Below are 26540 nucleotides of genomic sequence, written 5' to 3'. Positions count from 1 at the left end.
GAAAAAATTTTTCTTTATTTCCTTAAAAAATTACTTTATCGACGATTTACCCATTTCTCCTAATTATTGATTCATCGTTTGATTTTCTTTATTAACATGCTGTAAACCCATCACTAGTTCGAATAGCATACTTAACCATTTGTCATGGTCCATACCTTTTAGATAAAGCACAAGCTTCATTCGATTCCCTTCCATACCTAGTCCAACTGCACGACCAAACTTCGAACTCAAAAGGAATACTTTTTGTCCATCGATTTTACTGCTTTCTTGTTCTGAGATAAAAATTGTGATTTCCTGCTTCAATTGCTTAATGCTTTCAACAGATGCAAGACTCGCATACACTTTGATTTCTGAAATTAACAATAAATAGGCTACTTCCGGTGGATAGTCCCCAAAACGATCGACGATTTCTTCTTTCAATTCATCTAAATCCTCTAGGGAAGAGATACCTCTAAATCGTTTATACATTTCGATCTTTAGATGTCCATCAGCAATATACGTATCAGGGATATATGCGTCCACATCCACATCGATTTCAAGTGTTGATTTCTCTTCAGCCGGTTTATCATTCCTTTTTGCTTCCACAGCTTCTTTGAGCATTTCCGAGAATAAGTCGAATCCAACAGAATCAATGAAGCCGTGTTGCTGAGACCCTAACAAGTTTCCTGCTCCTCGGATTGATAAATCACGCATGGCAATTTTGAAACCTGAACCTAGTTCTGTAAACTCTTTAATCGATTGAAGACGCTTCTCAGCTACTTCCGTCAAGACCTTGTCCTTTCGATAGGTAAAAAATGCATAGGCAATCCGATTTGAACGTCCTACTCGGCCTCTTAGCTGATAAAGCTGAGAAAGACCCATTCGATCAGCGTCATGTACAATTAATGTATTCACATTTGGAATATCAACACCAGTTTCGATAATCGTTGTACTGACTAACACATCGTACTCGCCTTCTAGGAAACCAAGCATGACCGCTTCTAATTCTTGTTCTGTCATACGGCCATGAGCATAGGTGACTCGGGCATCTGGCACTAACATGGAAATTTCTTCTGCTTTTCTAGCTATATCTTCTACCCGATTATACAGAAAGTAAACCTGTCCCCCTCTTGCCATCTCTCTTTCAATTGCCTCAGTAACTAAAACGCCGTTGTACTCCATCACATAGGTCTGGATTGGAAAACGGTTCTCCGGTGGCGTTTCAATGACAGATAAATCCCTAACACCAAGCATGGACATATGCAATGTGCGCGGAATAGGCGTCGCTGTTAATGTCAATACATCTACATTTGTTTTAAGCTTCTTGATTTTCTCTTTATGTGTAACACCAAAGCGTTGTTCTTCATCAATAATAAGTAAGCCGAGATCACGGTATTCAATATCCTTTGATAACAGTCGGTGCGTTCCGACAACGATATCAATCGTGCCCGCTTTCAGGCCTTTCATCGTTTCAGTTTGCTGCTTCCTTGTTCGGAAACGGCTCAATAGCCCAATATTAATCGGATATTCTTGGAATCGTTCACGAAGTGTTTCAAAGTGCTGCTGAGCAAGGATTGTCGTTGGTACTAGAAAAGCTACTTGTTTTCCATCAGCCATTGCTTTGAAGGCAGCGCGAATCGCCACTTCTGTCTTTCCATATCCCACATCACCACACAACAAACGATCCATCGGTCTTTCACGTTCCATGTCTATTTTTATCTCATGTATGGAACGTAACTGATCATCGGTTTCGTTATAGGCAAATGCACTTTCGAATTCACGTTGCATATCCCCGTCTGGAGAGAAGGCATATCCCTTTGCTTCTTCCCGCTCTGCATATAATTTAATAAGATCATCTGCTATATCTTGAACAGAGGATTGAACTTTGTTTTTTACTCGCTTCCAATCGCTTCCGCCCAATTTATAGAGCTTCGGTTCCTTACCTTCTGAGCCTACATATTTCTGAACTAGATTAATCTGATCTACTGGTACATATAATTTATCATCAGCTTGATAGCGAAGATGCAAATAATCCTTATGAATGCCATTAATCGAAAGCGTCTCGATACCTAGGTATTTTCCTATCCCGTGGTTAACATGAACTACATAATCTCCCACTTTCAATTCTGAATAGCTTTTAATCCGTTCAGCATTTGAGAGCTTTTGACGTCTTGTCGACTTTTTCGATTTTTTATTAAATAATTCCTGCTCCGTAATCACCGCATATTTTTGAAGTGGTAATTCAAATCCTGTGTTCAGACTGCCTTTAAGTATTTGAACCTTTCCCGGTAATATCTTGCTTGAATCAGAAAGTTCCGCAGCGTCAATATCATAATCTGCCAAAACACCTACTAGCTTTTTTACCCGTTCATTGTCAGGGCCTAAAATGACAACTGCATATTTTCCTTTTTTCCAACGTTCTATTTCAGTTTTAAAAACATTCATTTGTCCATGAAAATTTTGCATTTGCTTACATGTGAAATTCAAAATATTTTGTGGGTTTGTATGCGGTATATGACGCAAAAACAATGATAAGTAAATCAACTTTTGCTTTGATTGCGCGAAAAGCTCAGGGAGCTTATGCGAGATTTGTATATCATGAACAATTTTTCCCGCTTCGAGCAAACTTGTGTACCATTCCGCTTCCTCTTTTTCAAGCGTATCGTTAATCTCCTGAATTCGACTAATTTCATCAAGGATAATCAGCCCATTACCGGGCATGTAATCTAGCAAACTAGTAGGATTTTCATAAGCAAGACTTAAATATTTAAAGACTTGTTCAGGTCTTTTCCCCGTTTTTAGCTGCTCTAGCTCGTACGAAATCGTTTGCAGCATTTGTTCCTTAGCCTTATCATTTTTTATCTTTGTTAAACTTTTGCTTAATTTACCATCAAGTGATTCGATGATTCTTTCATAATGTTCAGACTCCAATAGACCTTCAGTCACCGGGCCAATCTTTACATGGTCAAGTTTATTAAGTGAACGTTGATTTTCAAGAGAGAACGTACGGATTGAATCAATTTCTGTATCAAATAACTCAATCCGAATTGGATTGGGCTCTGTTATCGGATAAATATCAATAATCCCGCCTCTCAAGCTAAATTCGCCAGGAGATGACACCATTTCTGACCTGGAATACCCCATGGAAATGAAAGTGTGTAATAAGCTTGCTAAATCAACATCTGTACCTAATGAAAAATGTAATTGATACTTCTGCCATAATTCTTTTGATGGCAGCATCTTTCGCAAGCCCGGTATCGGGACGATGACAACTCCCTTTTCGGCATGTGACCAATAATTTAAAGCCTCTATACGTTGCGCTCTCAACTCAGGGCTCGCCACACTCAACTCGGCTGCAATTAATTCATTCGCCGGATAAATAAACAACTCCTCTTCTGGAATAAAGTTCACCAAATCCTCCTGAAGCTTCTGAGCCTGCAATAGATTATGTGTAACAACTAGCAAAGGTCTTTCAGTTTCCTCGTATAATGCAGCGATTAACATCGAGCGGGATGAACCTGATAATCCAGAAACTAATTGTTCCTTCAATCCTTCATTTATCCCAGTAATTAACGAATGGACTTCATTATGTTTGGAGAACAAATTTTGTAAACCATTCATATCACCTTCTCCTCCCTTTTCTGACTATTTTATGTGCTTATAGAGGTTATTCAAAAAGTCCGATCCTCACGTATTAACTGCATACGCGAAAGGTAATCGTTCCTCGAACTGCTCAGCTCTTTGTATCCTCTTTTTTGAACATGCACTTATATATATTCCTTTTAAAAAAAATCAAAAATCACCGAAACGGAAAAATGCTTTGGATTTCGATCCAAAGCTTACTTCCGCTTAATGAATTATATAATCATTTTGATGCAAGTCAGGGTTCCTTTGCAATGTTTCGTGACAATCTTCGCAAATTGCTTTCACATGTACATTCCCCACTGAATCATAAGCAATCATATCTTGCCGTTCTTCATCATTAAGTTGGGTAAGACCCAGCTGCTCTGAATGTAGTATCGTTTCACTTATCGTACCAATCTTAGTACCACAATGCCTACATGTGTAATGGAGAGCCATTAACTAACCCCCTAATTTAGAAAGATTATCCTTAGTATAGGCCTAAATAGGGGATAATTATTCAGCCTCCAGAACATTTTTTAGGGGTTGTTCAAAAAGTCTGGTAAAAAGGTTTGCGAATTGCATCAAAGCTCATTTTTGACCTTCTATTGAAATCACGCAGGTCTAGAGACGTGATCACTCGGAGAACTTCTCGGCTCCTTTTTGAACACGCACTTTTAGCATTATGATTGATTATACTCATTCATAACTTGTAAGAATGAAGACTCCAACCATGCCTCGCATGCATGAGCGCTTTTTTCAATTATCGGTTCAATCTTTGTCCACTCTTCTTCCGTAAACCGACCTAATACATAGTCAGTCACTGGGATTCTCCCCTCCGGTCGGCCTATACCGATTCTAATCCGGTTGAACTCTTGCATACCAAGATGAGCGATTGTTGATTTAATTCCATTATGCCCACCGGCGCTCCCTTTTTGACGCAAGCGAATTCTACCAGGAGGCAAATCTAAATCATCGTATAGAATGACTAAATCATCAACTTCAAGCTTAAAGAAGTTCATAACAGCCGAAATGGATTCTCCTGATAAATTCATATATGTAAGTGGCTTTAGCAACATGACTCTTTCACCATTTACCGAACCGCTACCATAGATTCCTTTATGCTTTGCTTGATCTAAAGGAATGGACCACTTTTTCGAGAGTTCATCTATCACTTCAAACCCGATATTATGTCTCGTTTTCTCATATTGTCTGCCGGGATTCCCCAGCCCAACGATTAATTTCATGCTTCACACTCCATTTATCCCGCATTAACGGAAAGCCCGATTGGTTCAACTAACAATCAGTGGGGATGAAGAATCCCCCACTGATTGAAGTTTCATTTTATAAGAAACATCCATGAGCATCTGCTCTAAAACCCATCGACGAAAAAGATACAGGTTCTAAAAACTGTATTACCTTATGAAAGTGGCAGTGCAGAACTGATTTCGGGAAGCTTTGTCCCTTTTTATTCCACAGAAAAAGCCGTCACTGCCCCTCGGTTGCAGTACACTAAATTTCACGTTATATAAAAATTTTACCTTATATCTACGGATCGTTGCAAGCGGTATGAGTCCTACTATCATAAATGTCCTTTTCTCCTTCAAAACAAAAAAGAACGCAACCATTATCGGTTACGTCTATTATATCATGAGCAGAATGTTTGATATGCAAGAATTCTGTCGAACAGTTATCAAAATATACGACAAATCTTACGCTTTAGATTCATGTGAAGCTTTCGTTTCACGACCTTCTTCATTATTAGGAGTACCACCATCTTGCTGCTCACCTGTATTAATTTCCTCTTCTTGTCGTGGAGCAAGGACCGATGCAATAACTTCTTCATCGTCATGGTTAAATGTAATCCTATAATTTCCTTTTACATCCCCCACTGTTACAACACTACCTACAGCTAAACTTGTTACATCCACATCAATTGTTTCAGGAATATCATTTGGCTTAGCGGTAATCGTCAATTCATGAACAGATTGTTGCAAAACCCCACCATCCTTAACACCCGAAGACTCACCTACAAGATTAACCCTTACATGTGTCTGCAGTTCAGTAGACATATTTACAATAAGAAAATCCGCGTGATAAACCTCATTTTTAAGTGGATCTTGCTGATAATCTGTAAGCATAACATTTCTCTTTTGGCCTTCAACTTCTAAAGAAATAATTCCATTTCTCCCTACATCTTTAATCGTCTTAAAGAAATCGTTACTGTTAATTGAGATTGCCGCGCTTTCATTTTTGTTACCGTACACAACTGCCGGAATCTCACCACTCAGTCTTAGTTGACGTAATGTGGACCCTGGAGATTTAGCTCGCTCTTTTGCTACTAATACATTACTCATTTATCTCATTCCGCCTTTCTAATCAAAATTCAAAGTATCTCTCTATAAAAATTGCCCTTAAATTGAAACTTCTAAACGTATTTTTGGAAATATAAAAAACAGCAAGGAAATAATCCCTGCTGTTTTTTATATTAATCAAATAATGTACTAACAGATTGCTCTTCATGGACACGGATAATTGCTTCCGCAATCAATGGAGCTACTGATAATTGAACAATTTTATCTATTTTTTTCTCTTCACATAAAGCAATCGAGTTTGTTACGGCTAATTCCTTAATTTTGGAATTTTGGATTCTATCAATAGCCGGTCCTGATAAAACTGGGTGTGTACAGCACGCATACACTTCCTTCGCCCCATTTTCGATAAGAGCATTGGCTGCTAAAGTAATCGTCCCAGCTGTATCGATGATATCATCAATTAGAATAGCCGTTTTCCCTTCAATGTTTCCGACAATATTCATAATCTCTGCCACGTTTGGACGTGGTCGACGTTTGTCGATAATGGCAATCGGTGCTTTTAAGCGTTCTGCCAATTTACGGGCACGTGTAACCCCACCATGGTCAGGAGAGACAACGACGACATCTTTCAAATCTTTTCCCTCAAAATAATCGGCTAAAATAGGTACACCCTGCATGTGGTCAATCAAAATGTCAAAGAATCCTTGGATTTGTGGAGCATGTAGATCTAATGCAATTACGCGGTGTGCGCCAGCTGTTTCTAATAAATTAGCGACAAGCTTAGCTGTAATAGGCTCACGAGCACGCGCTTTACGGTCTTGACGAGCATACCCATAATACGGCATCACAATATTAATTGTTTTGGCAGAGGCACGTTTTAAAGCGTCGATCATAATCAATACTTCCATCAAATGTTCATTAACAGGATCACTTGTTGATTGGATGACATAAACATCACAGCCACGGATACTTTCTTCAATATTAATATGAATTTCCCCATCACTAAAATGAGTAACAGAGCACTTCCCAAGTCCTACTCCAATCACTTCTGCAATTTCTTCCGCTAAACCAAGGTTTGAATTTAAAGAAAAAACTTTTAAATTTGGATCTAAATACTGATTTGACATGATGACCTCCACAGGTTATTTATTAAATTTCAGGTTTTTAACGTAATCTTCCTTATTAACTTGGCGAGCACGAGCAATGGACAAGGCTTTCCCTGGTACATCCGAAGTAATCGTAGATCCAGCAGCAACGTACGCCCCTTTTCCTACAGTCACTGGTGCCACCAAATTAGAATTACAGCCTATAAAGACCTCATCTTCAATTTTGGTTAAATGTTTGTTAAAACCATCGTAATTAACTGTAATGGAACCACAGCCTATATTTACATCTTCTCCAACTTCGGCATCTCCAATGTAACTTAGATGAGATGCTTTACTTCCCTTACCCAAAACCGTTTTCTTAATTTCAACAAAGTTGCCGATTTTCACTTCATCCTTAATATCCGATTGCGGGCGGATATGAGCAAACGGACCAATATGAACATGATGACCAATGCTACTGTCAGAGGCAACCGACTGTCTCAAAACCGAACTGTCACCTATATGGCAGTTATCGACTTCTGTTTGAGGTCCAATTATACAATCGTTCCCAATTACGCTGTTTCCTTTAATGATCGATCCTGGGTATATGATTGTATCCGAGCCAATTGTAATATCCGCTTCTATATACGTATTTTCAGGATCAATAATAGTCACACCGCTTCGCATATGGGTTTCGTTAATACGCTGACGCATCAATTTCTCTGCTTGTGACAAAGCAACGCGATCATTGACACCCATTGTCTCATTAAAATCTTCCGTTTGATAAGCCGTAACCGTCTCACCCTGTTTTTTCAGAATTTCGATGACATCTGGAAGATAGTATTCGCCTTGGGAATTATCATTGGATACATTTTGTAAAGCCGTAAATAAAGCCTTGTTATCAAAACAATATGTACCCGTATTAATTTCCTTCACATTGCGTTCTAACTCATTCGCATCTTTGTGTTCCACAATTTTCTCAACATGGCCCGCTTCATTTCGAATGATACGGCCGTACCCATCCGGGTTTGTCGCTAGAGCTGTTAGAATACTCGCTTTTGCATTCGTTTCTTCATGAATCTTCATCAAAGCTTCCATGGTTTCCGCTTTAATTAACGGCGTATCTCCACAAATAACAATTGTCGTTCCGTTCTTGTCGCCCAGCGCATAATCTGCTTGCATCACAGCATGCGCCGTCCCTAACTGCTCTGCTTGCAAAGCATACACACATGCAGAACCAAGCTGTTCTTGAACCTTCTGTGCCCCATGTCCAGTAACAGTAACAATCTCTTCTATTTGCAATTGACTAACCTGATCCACAACATGCTGGACCATTGGTTTGCCACAAACAGGATGCAAGACTTTGTATAACTTAGATTTCATTCTTGTCCCTTGTCCTGCTGCCAAAATGACTGCATAGCGATTCATCATAACAAGCCTCCATCTTTACCTTTTTATCCATTAAAAAATATATCTTAAATAAGTATAGTTTTCAATAAGAAAAGCCCAAACGCGACGTTCCTATGTCATCGCTGTCCTGACATATCCTAATGTCGTCGTCGAATTCAGCATACCTTGTAAAGCCAAACAAACAAATATTCTTACAAAGGCGAAACAGCATTCACTAGACAAATCAGAAAAATGCACATTCCATTCACGCTTATCATACTGTATCATTTTTAATAGGATATACCCTTCATTCAATCAATACGTCAGAGCATCAAATGCATTTGCTCAATTCGTCACAAGCTAGTCTGTTTTTATTATATACCTTTCCAAAGACTTTTTTAGCACTATTAACAAATTTTATTGGGGAAATTTTTTCTATATGCACAATGAAAGAGTAAACGGGGGAGAATGCTTTCAAAATTCACAGCGAATTTTGAAAGCATAATAAAAAGAGCCTTACTTTTGAAGTAGGCTCCTGATGCTTTTCCATTTAAATTGAAGTTTTATGAAGCTCCTGCTCCTGCTTCTTCTAATTCAACTTCCAATTCTCCTAAACGATGATATTCCGCTAAAACAGCTTCCTGGATTTTACCACGTGTTGAAGAATTAATTGGATGGGCGATATCGCGGAATTCTCCATCCGGTGTTCTTTTACTAGGCATTGCCACAAAAAGACCATTATTCCCATCAATCACACGAATATCATGGACAACAAATTCATTATCCAATGTAATGGATGCGATAGCCCTCATTCGACCATCAGTATTTACGCGGCGTAATCTTACGTCAGTTACTTCCATTCCTGTTCACCACCTCGAATTAATTAAAAACTTAGAATATATATTCAACACAGATAGTGAATTCTCCTTTTTTTAAATGAGATTTTTTAAAAAAAGTATGTAATTTTTTGAATTTTTTTCTTTTATTGTTAGTAACAGTAAATTAAGTGGTGTTTTTCGAATGGAGAAAACAGAGGCCTAAATACGTTATGGAAGAAGTTAACAACCAACAAAGAAAACAAATTTTATATAAAGTGGAACTTCCATCATTGGGGAAGGTTACTTGCACTAGACACCAAAGTATATTGAAAAGCCAGATAATTTCCCATAAAAAAACGCCCGTATTATTTAACGAGCGCAACTACTTCTATTTCAATCAAAGCATCTTTTGGAAGTCGAGCTACCTCTACACAAGAACGTGCCGGCTTATGAGTTGAAAAATATTCACCATATACTTCATTAATACTACCGAACTCTTCCATATTTTTAATAAAAACTGTCGCTTTAATAACGGTTTCCAAGGAAGCACCAGCTTCTCTTAAGACAGCTTTCAAATTTTTAAATACTTGGTGAGTTTGTTCTTTTACATCACCCGTTACCATTTCCCCTTCAGCTGTAAGTGGAATTTGTCCCGAACTAAAAAACAGATCATTGACGATAATTCCTTGTGAATATGGACCAATTGCAGCAGGTGCCTCGTTAGTATGGATGGAATTCATCTTGCCATCTCCTTTATCATTCAATTATTTAAATAATTACCTCTTGATACTGATATTATTTTATCACGTTCATCGACTTCTGTTAATTTTATTAAAGAGACGAATTGATCAACGAGACGTTCTTCAATTTCATCTGACTCAACAAAAACAGTAATTCCAGCAAGAGTCGCTTTGAACTCTTCTAATAAGCTAACCATTCCTTTAACAGTCCCACCAGCTTTCATAAAATCGTCGACAATCAGTACATTAGACCCTTCAGCTAGACTTCTTTTCGAAAGAACCATTGTCTGAATACGTTTAGAAGATCCTGATACATAATTAATACTAACCGTAGGCCCTTCTGTCACTTTGTTATCTCTCCGAACAATCACAACAGGAACATTTAAATAATTCGCAACCGCATATGCAAGCGGAATTCCCTTCGTAGCCATGGTCATAATGACTTCTACCTGCTTGTCTGCGTAAGCCGCTGCGATAATTCGACCAATCATATTAACTGTCTCTGGATGACCCAAGATATCTGTCATATATAAATATCCACCAGGTAGCAAACGTTCAGGACTCGCTATAATACTACAAAGGTGGTCGATAAAAGCAGTAGCTTCATCTGGCTTTATACCTACCAAGTACTTAACACCACCAGCTGCCCCAGGTACTGTTGTTAACGTCCCAATCCCCCTTTGCTCGAAGGTCTCTTTAATAATGGTTAAATCTTCACTAATCGATGACTTTGCCGAACTATATCTTTCTGCAAAAAAGGTGAGCGACACCAAGCGACCAGGATGAGCTAGTAAATAATTCGTCATATCAATAAGCCTCTCGCTACGCTTAAATTTCATTTCAACACTCCTCACCAAAAACGAATATTATATCATAAATATACCACTAATGTACGTCTCTATTCAAGAGCGCTTAAATCACCAAGCATTCGAACGGCATATACTTGATCGCAAAAGCCGCGCAAGCCATTGTAGACTCGCTGCATACGAGAATCGTGCTCGACAAGGCCAAACACAGTAGGGCCACTTCCACTCATCAACACCGCATCTGCACCAAAGGTTTTCATTTGTGACTTAATATTCGCAACTTCGGGATATAATTGTAACGTAACTTGCTCAAGTACATTCCCTACGCCATTGCACACTCTTTCATAGCTATTGTTTTCAATCGCAGAGATCATTTCCTTAATGTTTGGATGACCCATCTCCCCAACTTGGAGCCTTCGATAAATATCAGCTGTTGATACTCCAATGGTAGGCTTAGCTAAGACTACCCAACATTTAGGTGGAACTGGTAGCTGAGTAATTTTCTCACCTCTGCCTTTTGCTAAAGCAGTACCACCATAAACGCAAAATGAAACGTCTGAGCCAATTTCAGCGCCGATTTCAGCAAGCTCGTCCATAGATAAATCCAGATTCCAAAGTTTATTCAATCCCCTTAGGGTAGCTGCAGCATCACTGCTTCCACCAGCCAAGCCAGCTGCTACTGGGATATTTTTTTCTATAGCAATTTGAACCCCCGTATTAATTCCATATCGTTGCTTTAATACGTATGCTGCTTGATAAGCTAAATTCCGATGATCATCCGGGACAAAACGATTATGTGATAGAATTTCGATTTGACTTCCACCGATCTCTTTCAATTCAATTCTATCTGCCAAATCGACCGTCGTCATGATCATTTCCACCTCATGGTATCCATCCGGCCGCTTAAAAAGCACATCCAATGCTAAATTAATCTTAGCTGGTGCTTTCTCCATAAGCTTCAATATTTCCACCTACTTTTACGTTCTTCTAAAGTTCTTGTCCTATTTTATCATATTTGTTTTCATTCTAAAGGTTTTTTCATGGTAATTTCAATGCATACTGTTCAAATCCGCAATGAAAATAAGGAAAGTTATGAAGGTGATATGGAGGAGAAGTTTATAAAAAGCCAGACCTATCCATATTGGCCATCCAACATTTTGTTAGACTCCATATGTGGATAAAGGGTCTGGCTTTATTATCTTATGTGCAACAATGATTAATTAAGTGTTCGGTACAAATGCGTTCAGCCATGCTTGATTATCTTTTCTCCATCAATTGGCGCTCCGCCATTTCGATAGCAAGTTTAACCATATTACCTGCATCACGTGCACGTATTCCTCCCCAGCCTTCTTTTTGGACAACATCATAAAATCCTAATTCCTTAGCCAACTCTTCTTTAAGACCTGGTGACATGATGCCTTTTCTTCTGCCCAAACGAATCAGCCCCTTTTATCATGCTACACAAAATTAGTTTCTACAATCGAAAGTAAAACATGAACTCCTTATTTATCCATCGAAAGCATTCACCGTATTAATACGTCCCCTAACTTACATCCTGTGGACTTTTGATATGCGTCCTAACCCCCAAAGTTCAGGCCGCTTGTGTTTTTCAAACAGTGTGAGTCTTACTGCCCGTTAATACGCGGCGATATTTATTGAGAAGTCTCTGTTAAAAGACATAAAAAAGCAGCAAACAATTGTTTGCCGCCGCTTAAAGTTACATTTCTTGCTGTTTATTCAAAAATGTTAATTCTACGGTTTCTGTTAATACATCTGCATAGCTGTAAGATACTCTTTCGAACGCATTTTCATCCTGATCGAGCTCAATCACAAAGACAGCCGGATAAGTCTCTGCTAACGTACCAAAACGTTCAACAGTTTTTCTTCTTCCGCCGTTTGCTTTTAAGAGCAACCGTTTCCCCAAATTGGAGTCTAGTGAATTTTTAATATCCGCTAAAGTTTTTGGCATTTTCGGTCCACCTCACTACGTTTAGTATATCACAAACCGGCAACAAGGTCAAACAAAATAATAAATTATATCAGCATTTAAATTTGTTTGTCAATATTTTTTTATACAAATCCGTAATAATTTAGATACTTTTTTTATTATCTCTATAATTTTGAAAAATTATGTAAAATATTCTTCTTCCGATCCTGCCCATATGAAGCAATATGGCGCTACATTAAAACGCCACGATATAGTTTGAAGGACGGCCGAACACCAGAAAGCGAACTTCGATACGGTTGTAAAGCTGAGTCACATTTTAGAGATTCCCACTTGAAGCCCAAGTAAATTTTCCATTTAATTTTTAAAACCGTTTAGCTATCCCCTCTTTCCTTCATCCACAAGGCGCCTTAGAATAAGAAGAATAACTATTATAATTCTCCCGTCCCATGGGATTCAGACAAGCATATTTAGCTAAATAAAAACAAGCTGCATACAATGAGATGCAGCTTTATTCATCTTTATTGATATTATAAGGCATACCAGTTCTAAGGACGCCCCTCGTTTCAATACCGCCGAGTCCCTTTTCTCCAGTTAATGTATTTCTAAGCACATCCCATACATGAATATTGTCGGTAAAAGACGTGAAACTAATTTTAGCGACTATATACACCGGATCCAATGCATGTATATTCACTCTGGATGGCGAACTCGCAAAATTAGCTCCTGCTTGAATTAATGATTCAAAGTGTGATTGACAGGCTCCAGCAAAGATAACGAGTTGGTCAAGGTGTGCGACTTTATTTCTTGCTTCCCTCACTGTCTGCACGAATTGCTTGGAGTGGCGATAAGCATTTATGTCATGGGATGGGCCTTTGGACTTCGAATAAGCATCATGCCCCGTTATGACCAGGATGTCCGGACGATATTGATCAATAAGACTACCAATGCGGTTAGGCATTTCTTTCTCATTACAATAAATTCCCTTTACTGGAATTCCAATCTTTTCATATAATGTGAGGCATTTATTTAAATAAGAGGCGTCCCCATCAACATGCAGCACTTTCCCCGGAATTTGAAAATACTCCCCATTATACCGATACCCATCACTTGATTGGTAATTGCTTTTCTCTGTTTGTAACTGTTTATCTTGGCTAAATAAATGATACGATTGCTCTTGGAGAGCTTCACTTGTTTTTTGCCGGGTTTGTCTTTCCTCATCATTAATCTTAATTAAATCGTCAAAAGGAGCGTCTGCAATTAAGCGAATATCCTCGCCATAAAGAATCGCAACCTGCTCGCCACCCACCAAACGTATGTCAATCACTCTGAATAAGATGTCACATCGATAAGATGATCGTCCGACAATATCATTCACTTGTACATTCATGCTCTCACCTCGAGACAAGATAACACCAAGTCTTGCCAGATTTTCATTCCTATTACACTATGCGGGCTTATCTCGATTGGTGAAATATCCATACGATTTGTATTATAAAAAAATGCAAGTGCCGTGGTTCAACCTAAAAGTATTTGATTAGAGGTATTGATGATTTTTGCAAGTAACAAATTTGAGCAGATGTTGATTGTAGTTATGCGAGGCTCCTACGGGAGAAGCGTGTCTCAGGAGACCCACACAGAGCACTGAGGGGGCTCCTGAGACCACCTATGGAAGGCGAGAGTACCTGCCAACGGTATCAACCCAGGATATTCGTGTAAATATCATTTAAAAGCAACAAAGTATGCGAAAACAGCATTGAAAAAAGAGGCTGTCCCAAAAGGTGACCTCACACTCTATACACCGTTTATTGCGTCATGCACACGTAATATAAACGATATATAGAAGATATGGGTCTGACCTTTCATTTTGGGCAACCTCTTTTTGACACTGGTTTATTTAAAATGAAGAAGGAGTTCATCACTTAATCTGCCGAATTCCGCGATAGATAATGTTTCTCCTCGTCTTGTTGGATCTATTCCGGTCTGTTCTAGCGCTTTAAGAATTTGGTCTTTTTTAGATTTCCCATCAGGAAGCTGGCTCGTTAAATTATTGAGAATAGTCTTCCTACGCTGTGCGAAGCTGGATCGTGTCACTGTAAAGAAAAAGTCTTCGTCTTTCACTTCAACAATCGGTTTTGCTCTTTTCACCAATCGAATGACAGCGGAGTCTACATTCGGCTGCGGCATAAACACCGTTTTTGGAACAATCATGACCGTTTCCGCTTCCGTGTAGTATTGAATCGCAATGGATAAAGAGCCATATTCCTTCGTTCCTGGTTTAGCAGCGATACGATCTGCCACTTCCTTCTGCAGCATCACAACCAATCCGCGAATCGGCAAATTTTCCGTCAATAATTTAAGAATGATCGGAGTCGTTACATAATAGGGAAGGTTCGCAACGACCATTACATCATCGATACCCGCAAATTCTTCCTCTATGACTTTCGCCACATTCGCTTTTAGAATATCTTCAAGGATGACTGTTACATTATCATAAGGAGACAATGTATCTTTTAAAATAGGTAGCAGACGCTGATCAATTTCAAAGGCCGTCACTTTCTTACTTCTTTTCGCAAGTTGTTCCGTCAATGCACCAATTCCCGGTCCAATTTCAATAGCGCCGCTCTCTTCAGTCAATTCAGCATGATCAACAATTCTTCGTAATATATTCGTATCAATTAAAAAATTCTGACCCAAACTCTTTTTAAAAGCAAAGCCATACTTCTTTAAAATTTCCTGTGTGCGAATGGGTGTTGCTATATCCTTATGCATGTTCTTCCTCCTGATCCATCTTCTTTAATGCCTGATAAAAATCATTACTAGTGATCTGGAACATCTTTAACCTTTTATATAACTGTTTCCCGTTTGTAAATCCAATTTTCAATAAAAGACCAAGTTGCTCTCTTCGTTCCCGTGCCCCTGCTCCACCAATCAATCCAGCATCAATTAACTCTTCCTTGGAAATCTCTTCGCCTGCATCTTCATCCATTGTTTGAGCTTCCTTCAACGCATTGCGAATCGCTTCAGGTGAAGCGTGCTCAACCCCGATTCCTCTACCTGACTTTGGCAGTGCCTCTTGCTTAGACAAGAATGCATGCTTGCAGCCAGGTACTTGTTCTGTAATTGTATTTCGGATTTTCTGTCCAGGGAAATCCGGATCAGTGAAAATAATGACACCCCTCATTTGCTGAGCAAGTTTTACTTGATCAATCACTGACTCGTTAACAGCCGATCCATTTGTTTCAATTGTATCAGCATTGACAGCCCGCTTAATTGCAACGGTATCATCCTTACCTTCTACAACAATAATTTCTTTAAGTTTTTTCATCTTTTCCTCCAAATAACTGAAACTATTTATAGCGTCACAACGTCTAATACTATAGATTTGTGTATGTTTTAGGATAGTTGAACTTCACTTGTATCATTATAACGTAAAAAAGCAGGAGATATGCAATCCCCTGCCACTGTAAAATGATTAATTTAAGACGCGGATTTTCACTTTCTTTACTCCCCATCGGTATGCATCCGATTTTGAGGGGAAGAACACATCAATTTTATGACCTTTAATTGCCCCACCTTTATCCGCTGCAACTGCATAACCATATCCTTCAACATACACCTTTGTGCCAAGTGGAATCACCCTTGGATCAACTGCGATGACCTTGGCGTTTGGATTTTGCTTTAGATTAATCCCCGTTGCTGTTGTTCCGGAACATCCGTTACAGCTTGCTGTATAAGCAGTCGACGATACGTAGAGCTCCTTGCCTGAACCTTGTGAATTGTCTTCTCCACGGGATACTTGAGCAACTAATTGCTTCGTTCCTACTGCTACTACTTTGTCTGCCTTTTCAGTCACAACTTTTTCAGATATAAGCGCACGAGCAACTTCTTCGCCATTTTCCTTTGTTACTTCAAATTGTCTAGATATTAGTCCGTTTTTCCCTTCACGTACAACCTTTTCTTTGCCTTTATGCAATGAATGGTCCTTCTTTGTGATGGTTGCAAACTGAACAGGTTCTTCCACTACATCGGTGACTTTTTCAACTCTTATGACGTTTACAGTATTCTGTGGTTGAACGTTTTCCGCCAACTGCGGCTCAACTCGATCTAATTCATTGAGCTTTACATCTTGTTGCCTTAAAAAGTCAGCGACCGTAGTCGAAGTTGACCAAACCTGCTGTTCATTACCGCCTAAAACCAGCTTAATTGGAAAAGCCTTTTCGATGGTAATCTGCATGTTATCTTTAATTGTTGTATCTTCAGATAGGCTAAGCTTATCGTGTTGCGTTACATCCAATTTCTGTTCTAAAAGAAATTCCTCTACCTTTTGGGCTGTTGTCAAAATGACTGTTTCTTTCCCATCAACATTCAGCTTCACTTGCTGGGCTGGTCTCCACTCAACCCCTCCCCCATCCTTTATGATACTGTCTTTCGAGGGATGTATATAATCTTCAGCTTTTGCAGTAATCTCGAACTCTGCCAATATATCATTTACGGTGTCTGCATGTGTTTTCACGATTGTTTTCTGTCCATTAAGCGTTAATGACACCGTGTTCTTTGTCCCTTGATAAAACAGCATTCCAACTGAAGCAGCAACTATTATAGTACTGCCTAGCACAATGGCTATTCGCTTTTTCCCAAAAGACTTGGGAATCAGGTTTTTCATAGATTGTAATATAATGAAAAACTCCTCCTTCCTCTGGGTGATTATATAGACATTCTAACAAAGCTGTCAACTCATACATTTCTTTCTTTGGAAAGTAGTTCCTATTATGAACACTCTCTAGTAAATTGAAAAGGAAGAGTTATCGACACGTCTATCCTATGAACCACTTGAGATTTGTAGAACTTTCAAGAAACAAGTTTCCATTAGACAATCTTAGCAACAAACTGACAAAAATTGCTGTCAGTTTATGCCGAATAATTTCTTTGCATTCCTAGTTGTTGCCTCCGCTACTTCTTCATAAGTAATCTCTTTAATCTCTGCAATTTGCTCTGCTACCAATTTTACATAGGCAGGCTCATTTCGTTTGCCTCGGAATGGATGGGGTGCAAGATACGGACAATCGGTTTCAATTAGCAAACGGTCTAGTGGGATTTCAGCTGCGACTTCTTTCGGTTTTTTAGCATTCTTAAACGTTACAGGTCCTCCAAGCGAAATGTAGAAGTTCATCTCTACGCATTCCTTAGCAATTTCAGCACTGCCGCTAAAGCAATGCATAATGCCGCCTACTTCATGTGCATTCTCTTCTTTTAGTATTTCAATGATATCTGCTGTCGCTTCTCTGTTATGAATAATGATTGGTAGTTTTACCTTTTTTGCTAGCTTGATTTGTTTTCTAAATACATCTTTCTGGATTTCCTTTGGTGATTTATCCCAATGGTAATCAAGTCCCATTTCTCCAATTGCAACGACTTTAGGGTGTGCTGCTAATTCTTCAATCCAGTTTAGGTCTTCGTCTGTCATGTCAATTGCGTCAACAGGATGCCAACCCACTGCAGCATAGATAAAATCATATCCGTCAACCAATTCCATTGCGCGTGTTATCGTCGGACGGTCAAAACCAACAACGACCACATTCGAAACACCAGCTTCTTTCGTCCTTTGAATCACCTCTTCTAGATCTTCCTCAAACTGCTTATCATTCAAATGAACATGTGTATCAAATAACATCTTCTTCGCCCTTTCTAGTAACATTCTATTAGTAATTACAAGTTTTCATGTTTCACATTTATGTAACAAATATATTACATACAAAACAAATATGACGTTAAAACGTCACCATTTACTATGAAGGATAAATTCTATTACTGGCTACGCTCACCTAATCATAATGGTGGCGGTGCGGAGTCGGAATTTCGGACGCTTTCTTGATTATATAAGTATTCTTGTTAAGTAAATTCGTTATCATAGTAAATCGCGTAGACCCGTCCTCATGTCCTTCATACCAAAACATAAGAAAAATTCCTTGCATTTTACAATTTTTCCATCTTTGCAAACAGACTTATTTTTCATCTGTAGTTTATCAAATACCTTTTTTATTATACTAAGCGAGTCACATTCTTTTTTAATGTTAGCCTTTAGGTAAAATAACTATTGATAAGTTTGCTGAACCACAACTTTTTCATGAAGCCATATTGAAAATGAACCCAAATTTTTAGCATGATATGCTATATTATAATGGAAAAAAATAGCACAGAAATGTTTCACATGGAACATTTCTATGCTATTTAGGAATAGAGTTATTTTACTTTCGACCCATTTGGCAATGTATCAGGAACTGTTGCCACTGAAAGCTTTCCTTCACCGCTTCCAGCTAGAATCATCCCTTGAGATAATTCACCACGCAGTTTCACAGGTTTAAGATTTGTTACACAAATCACCTTTTTTCCTACTAATTGTTCTGGCGTATAATATTGAGCAATACCAGAGACAACTTGTCGTTTTTCATATCCCAGATCAAGTTGTAATTTCAACAACTTATCCGCCTTCTTGACAGGCTCTACTTCCAGCACTTGTGCGACACGTAATTCCACCTTCATGAAATCATCAATCGTTATTTCATCTACTTCTGGAATTTCCTCTACTTTTGGTTCCTCTTTCTTGTCTTCTGGTTGTGGAGCACTTCCTTGCATTTGCTCTTTGATAAATTCTATCTCTTCTTGCATCTCAAGACGCGGGAAAATAGGATCTCCTTTTTCAACCTTTGTTTGCGCTGGAATTAGACCAAATTTCTCTAGGCTATCCCAGGACTTTAATATTTCATCTGTAATCGTTAATTGATTAAAAATCTTCTCAGGTGTTTGTGTTAAAAATGGCTTTAATAAAATAGCTGTTCTTCTTAGCGTCTCAGCTAAATGTACCATTACACTTTCCAACTCTTCAAGTTTGGCCTGATCTTTCGCTAATACCCATGGCTGTGTTTCATCAATGTATTTATTTGTTCTGCTTACTAGTTGCCAAATTACGGAGAGTGCCACCGAAAACTCCATTTTATCCATGGCTTCTTCGTAGTTCGTTACTACGTTTTTGTTGACTTCAAGAAGAGATTCATCAAACTCCCCAATAGAACCTTTATACTCTGGGATAATCCCACCAAAGTATTTTTCGATCATCGCAACGGTACGATTTAGTAAATTCCCTAAATCATTCGCTAAGTCAAAATTTATTCTTTCCACAAAACCTTCAGGGGTGAAAACACCGTCAGAACCGAAAGGAACTTCACGAAGTAGATAGTAACGAAGCGCATCTAATCCATAGCGGTCAATTAATGTTACCGGATCCACTACATTCCCTTTGGATTTTGACATTTTGCCATCCTTCATTAACAACCACCCATGAGCAAATACTTTTTTAGGTAGTGGAATATCAAGTGCCATCAGCATGATAGGCCAATAGATCGTATGGAAGCGAACAATTTCCTTCCCAACCAAATGTACATCTGCAGGCCAGTAGTTTAGATATTTCGAATCATCCTCTGTTCCATATCCTAATGCCGTAATATAATTTGAAAGCGCATCAATCCAGACATAAATGACATGTTTAGGGTCTCCTGGTACCTTAACCCCCCAATCAAAGGTTGTACGAGAAACAGCTAAATCTTCTAGACCTGGTTTAATAAAGTTATTAATCATTTCATTCTTACGAGATTCAGGTTGAATGAATTCAGGATTTTCTTCGTAATATTTCAAAAGTCGATCTGCATATTTTCCCATCTTGAAGAAATAAGATTCTTCCTTCACTAATTCTACTGGATGGCCGCTATCTGGACTTTTCCCTCCGACAACTTTTCCATTTTCTTTAATCGGGTCGACTAATTGAAGCTCAGTATAGAATGTCTCATCTGGTACAGAATACCAACCCTCGTACTGGTCTAAGTAAATATCTCCTTGATCAAGCAATCGTTTAAAGATCTTCTCTACGACATCCTTATGGCGAGTTTCCGTAGTCCGAATAAAGTCATCATAGGATATATCAAGCTTCTTCCATAAATCTTTAATTCCGGAAACAATAGTATCCACGTATTCCTGTGGGCTAACTCCTTGTTCCTCAGCTTTTCTTTGAATTTTTTGTCCATGCTCATCTGTACCTGTTAAATACATGACATCGAATCCGCGCATACGCTTGTAACGAGCCATCGCATCACCAGCTACCGTTGTATAGGCATGCCCAATATGTAAATTCCCACTCGGATAATAGATCGGGGTTGTAATATAAAATGTCTTCAGTTTGTCTTCCATTGTTTTTTCCTCCTATCATATGTAGATCTAGAAATGATATTCACTAACTTACTTTTAACCCTATACCTCTATATTACCTTATCTCACCATAAGAGCGATAAAGAAAATCTATTGAGATTAATTTTTAATAGAGACAAAGCTACAAAATTTAAGCGATCAAAGCCATTTTATGAAAGCAAGTCAATATGGCTTCGATAACTTATGCAAAAGTAAAAGTCTATATCTTTGATCATAACGTACAACGCTTGATTAGAGTTGGTTTTCTAATATTAAATAGATTCTCCTCCACACTGGATAGCAGCGCTTTAAATGCAGATTTTTCTTATTGTCAGCATAACCTCTTATACCCCAAAAATATACCTAAAATCCCCCAACAATCGCAACTTGTTTCCGATCAAAATCCTACTAACCTAAAGGTTCCCCATTTACTATCTTCCTTGATCAATAAACTATACTGATTTGAAAAGTTGTAAAATCCCCAACACAAACTTCCTTTTATTGTTATTTTCTATTGTTTTTTAAATTTGCGAAGAAGTATAATAGAAAAAAGGGAAAATAATCTTATTGAAAAAATTTTGATATATGGGACTTTCGAGATATTTGTCGAACTTTGTCGAATTTAATAAAAAAAGTGACAGGGTTATATTGGATTATGCAGTCATATTTCTCTTTCTCGCCATTCATTCATAAAATTTTTTTCAATAAAGTGAAACTTCCATCAGTGAGAGTTTTCTTCATCCCCCACTGATGATTAGTTGAACCAATCGGGCTTTTACGGGCAGTTTGTCCCCTAAAAACCTACCTTCTTTGTTCCACATAAGCTTGAGGTGGGAGTCTTACTGCCCGTTAATATTGGGGTAAATCTTTAAGTTTAACCTGCTTTTTAATTTTTTTTTTCAAAAAAATGTATAAACTTGAATAAAAGGATTGACGTATTTGGGAATGGCTGGTATTATAATATTTATAAAAAATGTCGAAAATTGACGAAATAGAGATAAAAGGTACTAGAATACTATTTTAAATTGAGAGGAGATTTTCATATATGAAATCTACAGGAATTGTACGTAAAGTTGACGAATTAGGACGGGTGGTAATTCCAATTGAACTACGCCGTACACTAGGAATTGCAGAAAAAGACGCTTTGGAAATTTACGTTGATGATGAGCGCATCATTTTGAAAAAATATAAACCTAATATGACTTGCCAGGTTACTGGTGAAGTATCTGATAATAATTTAACACTTGCTAACGGAAAGTTAATCCTTAGCCGTGAAGGTGCAGAACTGCTTATCAAAGAAATTCAACAAAACATGGAATTAGAAACTGTTTAATTACTTTTTCTATTTTTAAGAAGGCTTCCAAGGAAGCCTTCTTTTTTTGTACACTAATTTACAAGTATCTTTGTGGCAGTTATTCTTACCCGTTTGGTTAACTTTCTATTACATGATAAGCGTGATATACATCTCTTTTCTGCAAGCCACGATCCATCGCTGTCTGTTTGATAGCATCTTTTGAGTTAAGTTGTTTTTCATCGATATAATATTGAACATGCTCAGCAAGCTCAATACTTTGCCACCATACTTCTTCTGTTTGTTCTTCCACGAATTCTGCACCTTCAATAATCAAGCAGAATTCGCCTCTGATTTCATTTTCAATAGCCCATATTTGTGCTTCATCTATCGTACCTCTAATAAATTCCTCAAATTTCTTGGTCAGCTCTCGGCATAGAACAATATTTCTATTTCCGAGCACTTCACGCATGTGTTTTAATGTATCTTTTAATCGGTGCGGTGATTCATAGACTATCCAAGTTGCCTCCATCTTCTTTAACTTCTCCAGCTCTTTTTTCTTTTCTTTGGCATTTCTTTGCAAAAAGCCATAAAAGTAAAAAGGCTGCGGCACTAATCCTGAAGCAATTAGTGCCGTAAGTGCAGCATTTGCACCTGGTAATGGAATAACCGGTATACGCTGTTCTAGTGCTTCTTGAACGAGTTCGAACCCAGGGTCTGATATAGTCGGCATTCCGGCATCACTCACTAATGCAATCGTTTGGCCTGAAAGAAGCCGCTCAATCATCTGCTTCCCACTCGCTTGTTTGTTATGTTCATGGTAACTAATGACTTGTGTTTCAATTTCAAAGTAATTACAAAGCTTTCTTGTATTCCGTGTATCTTCTGCAGCAATAATGTCTGCTTCCTTAAGAATCCTTAAAGCTCGGTAGCTTATATCCTCCAGATTCCCAATTGGAGTTGGCACTAAATATAAAACGGATTGCTGTCCTTCCTTTTCAAAGCTTTTCTGTTGCCACATCTACATTCTCCTTACCAACAATTTTTTCTTTTTGTTTTCTAGATAACTGCTTAAAGCGATACTCAGCTCGCATTGCTTCTGTTTTTCTTAGAAACGTTTCAAAATGGACAAGCTTTACCGGTCCGCGTCCTCGTGTGTATTTAGCACCCTTTCCTTCATTATGAAGCTTTATCCTTTTTTCTAAATCGTTTGTATATCCCGCATAATAACTATGGTCCCGACATTCAAGAACATAGAAGATATGCTTATTCTTCTCCATATAAAACCCTTCTAACCTCAGGAGTATACACATTATCCTCATTGTACACGACAAGCGGTGGTAAAACCTTTAAATCAGGACTTCCATCCTTAATTCCCTCTATTAGAATAGTGTTGGCTTCTTTACTTGCTTTCGGATAAACAAATTGCAAACGTTTTGGTTCCAACCGATGCTTCCTCATTAAACTAAGAATATCCATTAGCCTTCCTGGGCGGTGAACAAAAGCCGCCTTCCCACCCTGTCGCAACAATTGGCTTGTATTCTGAACAACATCTTCAAGCGTACACATAATTTCATGTCTTGCTATTGCAAAGTGTTCATTCCGATTGATTTCTTCTTGCGATGGTGTTGGAAAATAAGGAGGATTACATGTCACAACGTCAAATTTATCATTCCCAATCTCCCTTGGGAATGTTTTTATATCACCATGTACCATCTGAATCTGTTCAGAAAGACCGTTATATTTAATACTGCGCTCTGCCATGTTAAATAATCGTTCCTGTATTTCTACCCCGATGATCTTCCCCTTTGTTCTTGTACTTAGTAACAGGGGAATCACACCATTACCTGAACAAAGATCAGCGATTCTTCCTTTTTGAATCGGGATATTTACGAATTTTGATAAAAGAACTGCATCAAGAGAAAATGAAAACACACTTGGACTCTGAATAATTCTTAACTTTTCTGCTAATAAATGATCGAGGCGCTCATCACCAATTAATTCTGCCATCTTCTTCACTCCATTATCTAATTACTATTTATAGAAACATTGTTTACTTCAACGAAAAAGCCTTCCCTAGACAGGAAAGGCCAAGCTTACTTTTTATTCAAAAAGGACAGGCAAAACAAACAATCGCCTTCTTTTCTAAGGCTACCAAAATGCAAATTACAAATATGGAAACCTTCTTGATATAATCGAGCTAGATTATCATAGCCTTCGCCGATATCCATTGTCTTATCATCAAGATTTTCTTTCAGTGCCTTTGCTTTGGTTTTATTTTTTGTAGAAGGGCTAGGATTCTCTCCAAGGTTTAGACGCCTGCGCAAATGTTCATTCTCAAGCTTAATAGATTGGTTATCCTCAAGAATCTCAGCAAGATGTTGCTTTAATTCCCCAAGCTGTGTATATAAATGACCAATTTGGGCTTCCATGCTCGTTACTGATTCAAATATATCTTTCTTATCCATGCTTTCCCACCACCTTGTTAATCTGTGGCTTGAATAGAAACGGCTCCCTCGTTTAGAATCTCATCTAACGTATACTCTAATACTCTATTCTGTTCGACTAATTCAACTTGAAGAACTCGTTCTAGAATATTAAGCCCCACTACCTTGCCTTTTCCATTAGGTGTCCGAATCATTTCACCTAAGTCAGGAAGCAATTCTTTCGCATTTTCGTACTCATCATTTTCGTATTTAAGACAACACATCAAACGTCCACATAATCCTGAGATTTTTGTTGGATTAAGCGATAGATTTTGATCTTTGGCCATCTTAATGGAAACTGGTTCAAAATCGCCAAGAAATGTTGAACAACAGAGCATTCTGCCACATGGCCCTATTCCACCGAGCATCTTTGCTTCATCTCTGACACCTATTTGGCGCAATTCAATTCGTGTTCTAAATATGGCTGCAAGATCTTTTACTAAGTCGCGAAAATCTACGCGTCCATCCGCAGTAAAATAAAAGACAACCTTATTGCGATCAAATGTATATTCCACATCAACCAGTTTCATATCAAGTTGATGTTCCTCAACCTTTTTACCACATGTATTATAAGCTTCAATAGCAGCAGATTTATTTTCCTCAACAATTAGCTTGTCCTTTGCATCAGCAACTCGAAGCACTTTCTTCAATGGCAGTACAACGTCGTTCTCATCTACTTGTTTCCTTTCCGTAACAACTTTGCCGAATTCTACTCCACGCACAGTCTCTACGATAACGAAATCATCCTTTGAAATGATAAGCTCGCCCGGATCAAAGTAGTATATTTTGCCCGCCTTTTTAAAACGGACCCCTACAACATTATACAAATGATGACCCCTCCTGCAAATTCAACACAAGCTGTTCCATCAACAGCTGTGGATTTGTATTGGACATTAGCTTCCGTTTTGCTTCCAAAATAGAACTCATCTGCTCAGCCAAACGTCTTTGAGTAAGATGAAGAGCACGTAACTCCAGCTCCTCCTGTAAATTTTGAAAGACAATTTGGTCACGTCTATCCAACTGAATATATAATAAATCTTTATAAATAAGATATAAAAGATCTAAACCACGGTTCAGTTGATCTCGTTCTTTAAAGTGTGTAAACCACTCCTGCTGAAGATATAGCAATGCCTTCAGTGAATTTGTATTTAACACTTCATATAATTTTACCACTTTTTTTTGGGATTGTGCAAACCATTCCTCTGAACCTAATAGGATCCCCTCTTCAAAATTTTGCGTCACGTGAGAAATAATAGAGGAACTTTGCATGTCCAATCCATGATTCAGCAACCTTTTCTTCACCATTTCTGGTGATAACGGCTTGAAGGATAAGGTTTGGCATCTTGATAAAATGGTAGGTAAGATACGTTGTATTTGTTCAGTCATCAGTATAGCAACCGTGCCTGTAGCAGGTTCCTCTAAAAACTTCAACAAACTATTTGCAGCCTGTACAGACATTTTATCTGCACTTATCACTAAATAGATTTTTCGTTTCGACTCTACACCCTTTTTTGAAAACTCTTCTTGAAGACTTTTAATTTGATCCTTTTTTATGGAAAGCCCATCCGGTTCAATAAGATGGACATCCGGGTGATTTCCACTCATAATCCGCTTACAATGACTGCATCGGTTACATGGCTCATATTCATTTGTCAAATCTTCACAAAGCAGGCTTTTCGCAAAAAGCAGCCCCATTTCTTTCTTACCCGTACCCTTCTCACCATCAAAGAGATACGCATGAGCAACCCTTTCTCGGAGAATGCTATTCTTCAGCATCCCAGAAATTTGCGGCTGCAACTCATATAAATCTTGCCAAGTTTGTGTCAC

General features: G+C 38.3%; 25 protein-coding genes. 1 reads left to right on the top strand and 24 read right to left on the bottom strand.

Annotated elements, in window-relative coordinates; genetic code table 11:
* Positions 1-63: 63 nt before the first annotated feature.
* From mfd to metG, 18 genes are all read right to left on the bottom strand, one after another.
* Positions 64-3600 (bottom strand): transcription-repair coupling factor, encoded by a 3537-nt coding sequence (mfd, locus tag JNUCC23_RS00310; protein ID WP_403078099.1) that lies wholly within the window; start codon positions 3598-3600, stop codon positions 64-66.
* A 228-nt stretch (positions 3601-3828) separates the two neighbouring features.
* The gene (locus tag JNUCC23_RS00305) at positions 3829-4059 is read right to left on the bottom strand and encodes an anti-sigma-F factor Fin family protein (protein WP_062187736.1); all 231 of its coding nucleotides are present in this window, start codon (positions 4057-4059) and stop codon (positions 3829-3831) included.
* Positions 4060-4283: 224 nt separating this feature from the next.
* Positions 4284-4847, bottom strand: a complete 564-nt coding sequence (pth, locus tag JNUCC23_RS00300) for an aminoacyl-tRNA hydrolase (RefSeq protein ID WP_062187740.1) — start codon at positions 4845-4847, stop codon at positions 4284-4286.
* A 465-nt stretch (positions 4848-5312) separates the two neighbouring features.
* Positions 5313-5957, bottom strand: a complete 645-nt coding sequence (locus JNUCC23_RS00295; RefSeq protein ID WP_454213721.1) for a 50S ribosomal protein L25/general stress protein Ctc — start codon at positions 5955-5957, stop codon at positions 5313-5315.
* Between the two features lie 131 nt (positions 5958-6088).
* Positions 6089-7042, bottom strand: coding sequence for a ribose-phosphate diphosphokinase (locus JNUCC23_RS00290; protein WP_062187744.1), 954 nt, complete (start codon positions 7040-7042; stop codon positions 6089-6091).
* Positions 7043-7057: 15 nt separating this feature from the next.
* Positions 7058-8431, bottom strand: coding sequence for a bifunctional UDP-N-acetylglucosamine diphosphorylase/glucosamine-1-phosphate N-acetyltransferase GlmU (gene glmU / locus JNUCC23_RS00285; protein ID WP_403078108.1), 1374 nt, complete (start codon positions 8429-8431; stop codon positions 7058-7060).
* A gap of 521 nt (positions 8432-8952) precedes the next feature.
* Complete coding sequence (spoVG, locus tag JNUCC23_RS00280; RefSeq protein ID WP_028390521.1) at positions 8953-9249, bottom strand: septation regulator SpoVG; 297 nt, start codon at positions 9247-9249, stop codon at positions 8953-8955.
* A gap of 323 nt (positions 9250-9572) precedes the next feature.
* Entirely contained in the window at positions 9573-9947 is a 375-nt protein-coding gene (locus tag JNUCC23_RS00275; protein WP_062187747.1) for a RidA family protein, read from the bottom strand.
* Between the two features lie 20 nt (positions 9948-9967).
* Positions 9968-10786: a pur operon repressor gene (gene purR / locus JNUCC23_RS00270; RefSeq protein WP_062187749.1), complete on the bottom strand. Its 819-nt coding sequence runs from the start codon at positions 10784-10786 to the stop codon at positions 9968-9970.
* Positions 10787-10845: 59 nt separating this feature from the next.
* Entirely contained in the window at positions 10846-11715 is an 870-nt protein-coding gene (ispE, locus tag JNUCC23_RS00265; RefSeq protein ID WP_062187751.1) for a 4-(cytidine 5'-diphospho)-2-C-methyl-D-erythritol kinase, read from the bottom strand.
* Positions 11716-12010: 295 nt separating this feature from the next.
* Complete coding sequence (locus JNUCC23_RS00260; protein WP_028390525.1) at positions 12011-12187, bottom strand: small, acid-soluble spore protein, alpha/beta type; 177 nt, start codon at positions 12185-12187, stop codon at positions 12011-12013.
* 283 nt (positions 12188-12470) lie between these two features.
* Positions 12471-12722 (bottom strand): biofilm formation stimulator Veg, encoded by a 252-nt coding sequence (gene veg, locus JNUCC23_RS00255; protein WP_028390526.1) that lies wholly within the window; start codon positions 12720-12722, stop codon positions 12471-12473.
* A 487-nt stretch (positions 12723-13209) separates the two neighbouring features.
* Entirely contained in the window at positions 13210-14088 is an 879-nt protein-coding gene (yabG, locus tag JNUCC23_RS00250) for a sporulation peptidase YabG (protein WP_062187753.1), read from the bottom strand.
* Positions 14089-14591: 503 nt separating this feature from the next.
* Positions 14592-15470, bottom strand: coding sequence for a 16S rRNA (adenine(1518)-N(6)/adenine(1519)-N(6))-dimethyltransferase RsmA (gene rsmA, locus JNUCC23_RS00245; RefSeq protein ID WP_403078117.1), 879 nt, complete (start codon positions 15468-15470; stop codon positions 14592-14594).
* Positions 15463-16026, bottom strand: a complete 564-nt coding sequence (gene rnmV / locus JNUCC23_RS00240) for a ribonuclease M5 (protein WP_062187757.1) — start codon at positions 16024-16026, stop codon at positions 15463-15465. Before rnmV ends, rsmA begins: the two co-directional genes overlap by 8 nt.
* A 147-nt stretch (positions 16027-16173) precedes the next feature.
* Positions 16174-17316, bottom strand: coding sequence for a ubiquitin-like domain-containing protein (locus JNUCC23_RS00235; protein ID WP_454213716.1), 1143 nt, complete (start codon positions 17314-17316; stop codon positions 16174-16176).
* A 288-nt stretch (positions 17317-17604) separates the two neighbouring features.
* Positions 17605-18372: a TatD family hydrolase gene (locus JNUCC23_RS00230; RefSeq protein WP_403078149.1), complete on the bottom strand. Its 768-nt coding sequence runs from the start codon at positions 18370-18372 to the stop codon at positions 17605-17607.
* 569 nt (positions 18373-18941) lie between these two features.
* On the bottom strand, positions 18942-20939 hold the full coding sequence (gene metG, locus JNUCC23_RS00225; RefSeq protein ID WP_403078124.1) for a methionine--tRNA ligase: 1998 nt from the start codon (positions 20937-20939) through the stop codon (positions 18942-18944).
* A 1042-nt stretch (positions 20940-21981) separates the two neighbouring features.
* Here metG and JNUCC23_RS00220 point away from each other — a divergent pair.
* Positions 21982-22269: an AbrB/MazE/SpoVT family DNA-binding domain-containing protein gene (locus JNUCC23_RS00220; protein WP_062187764.1), complete on the top strand. Its 288-nt coding sequence runs from the start codon at positions 21982-21984 to the stop codon at positions 22267-22269.
* 97 nt (positions 22270-22366) lie between these two features.
* Here the strand turns inward: JNUCC23_RS00220 and rsmI are convergent, their stop codons facing one another.
* The 6 genes from rsmI to holB all read right to left on the bottom strand — a co-directional run bounded on the left by rsmI (position 22367) and on the right by holB (position 26540).
* Positions 22367-23248: a 16S rRNA (cytidine(1402)-2'-O)-methyltransferase gene (gene rsmI, locus JNUCC23_RS00215; RefSeq protein ID WP_062187766.1), complete on the bottom strand. Its 882-nt coding sequence runs from the start codon at positions 23246-23248 to the stop codon at positions 22367-22369.
* Positions 23226-23507, bottom strand: coding sequence for a GIY-YIG nuclease family protein (locus JNUCC23_RS00210; protein ID WP_062187768.1), 282 nt, complete (start codon positions 23505-23507; stop codon positions 23226-23228). Before JNUCC23_RS00210 ends, rsmI begins: the two co-directional genes overlap by 23 nt.
* Positions 23494-24237, bottom strand: a complete 744-nt coding sequence (locus JNUCC23_RS00205) for a tRNA1(Val) (adenine(37)-N6)-methyltransferase (protein WP_062187769.1) — start codon at positions 24235-24237, stop codon at positions 23494-23496. Before JNUCC23_RS00205 ends, JNUCC23_RS00210 begins: the two co-directional genes overlap by 14 nt.
* Before the next feature lie 86 nt (positions 24238-24323).
* A complete protein-coding gene (yabA, locus tag JNUCC23_RS00200; RefSeq protein ID WP_062187771.1) occupies positions 24324-24695 on the bottom strand; it encodes a DNA replication initiation control protein YabA in 372 nt (123 codons plus the stop codon).
* Between the two features lie 17 nt (positions 24696-24712).
* On the bottom strand, positions 24713-25540 hold the full coding sequence (locus tag JNUCC23_RS00195; RefSeq protein ID WP_403078131.1) for a PSP1 domain-containing protein: 828 nt from the start codon (positions 25538-25540) through the stop codon (positions 24713-24715).
* Positions 25533-26540 carry a DNA polymerase III subunit delta' gene (gene holB / locus JNUCC23_RS00190; protein ID WP_403078134.1) on the bottom strand — a complete coding sequence of 336 codons (1008 nt, stop codon included), beginning with the start codon at positions 26538-26540 and terminating at the stop codon, positions 25533-25535. The genes JNUCC23_RS00195 and holB overlap by 8 nt, the downstream gene beginning before the upstream one ends.

The organism is Peribacillus sp. JNUCC 23 (assembly GCF_053653995.1).
Note: the sequence above shows the minus strand (reverse complement) of the source record. Positions and strands in the feature narration are given on the sequence as shown.

Bases quoted from the DNA above. Each gene is read 5' to 3' on its own strand.
- mfd (WP_403078099.1), bottom strand. From the start codon at position 3,600: ATGAATGGTTTACAAAATTTGTTCTCCAAACATAATGAAGTCCATTCG.
- JNUCC23_RS00305 (WP_062187736.1), bottom strand. From the start codon at position 4,059: ATGGCTCTCCATTACACATGTAGGCATTGTGGTACTAAGATTGGTACG.
- pth (WP_062187740.1), bottom strand. From the start codon at position 4,847: ATGAAATTAATCGTTGGGCTGGGGAATCCCGGCAGACAATATGAGAAA.
- JNUCC23_RS00295 (WP_454213721.1), bottom strand. From the start codon at position 5,957: ATGAGTAATGTATTAGTAGCAAAAGAGCGAGCTAAATCTCCAGGGTCC.
- JNUCC23_RS00290 (WP_062187744.1), bottom strand. From the start codon at position 7,042: ATGTCAAATCAGTATTTAGATCCAAATTTAAAAGTTTTTTCTTTAAAT.
- glmU (WP_403078108.1), bottom strand. From the start codon at position 8,431: ATGATGAATCGCTATGCAGTCATTTTGGCAGCAGGACAAGGGACAAGA.
- spoVG (WP_028390521.1), bottom strand. From the start codon at position 9,249: ATGGAAGTAACTGACGTAAGATTACGCCGCGTAAATACTGATGGTCGA.
- JNUCC23_RS00275 (WP_062187747.1), bottom strand. From the start codon at position 9,947: ATGAATTCCATCCATACTAACGAGGCACCTGCTGCAATTGGTCCATAT.
- purR (WP_062187749.1), bottom strand. From the start codon at position 10,786: ATGAAATTTAAGCGTAGCGAGAGGCTTATTGATATGACGAATTATTTA.
- veg (WP_028390526.1), bottom strand. From the start codon at position 12,722: ATGCCAAAAACTTTAGCGGATATTAAAAATTCACTAGACTCCAATTTG.
- yabG (WP_062187753.1), bottom strand. From the start codon at position 14,088: ATGAATGTACAAGTGAATGATATTGTCGGACGATCATCTTATCGATGT.
- rsmA (WP_403078117.1), bottom strand. From the start codon at position 15,470: ATGCATAAGGATATAGCAACACCCATTCGCACACAGGAAATTTTAAAG.
- rnmV (WP_062187757.1), bottom strand. From the start codon at position 16,026: ATGAAAAAACTTAAAGAAATTATTGTTGTAGAAGGTAAGGATGATACC.
- JNUCC23_RS00230 (WP_403078149.1), bottom strand. From the start codon at position 18,372: ATGTTATTTGATACACATGTTCATTTGAATGATAAGCAGTTTGAGGAA.
- metG (WP_403078124.1), bottom strand. From the start codon at position 20,939: ATGGAAGACAAACTGAAGACATTTTATATTACAACCCCGATCTATTAT.
- JNUCC23_RS00220 (WP_062187764.1), top strand. From the start codon at position 21,982: ATGAAATCTACAGGAATTGTACGTAAAGTTGACGAATTAGGACGGGTG.
- rsmI (WP_062187766.1), bottom strand. From the start codon at position 23,248: ATGTGGCAACAGAAAAGCTTTGAAAAGGAAGGACAGCAATCCGTTTTA.
- JNUCC23_RS00210 (WP_062187768.1), bottom strand. From the start codon at position 23,507: ATGGAGAAGAATAAGCATATCTTCTATGTTCTTGAATGTCGGGACCAT.
- JNUCC23_RS00205 (WP_062187769.1), bottom strand. From the start codon at position 24,237: ATGGCAGAATTAATTGGTGATGAGCGCCTCGATCATTTATTAGCAGAA.
- yabA (WP_062187771.1), bottom strand. From the start codon at position 24,695: ATGGATAAGAAAGATATATTTGAATCAGTAACGAGCATGGAAGCCCAA.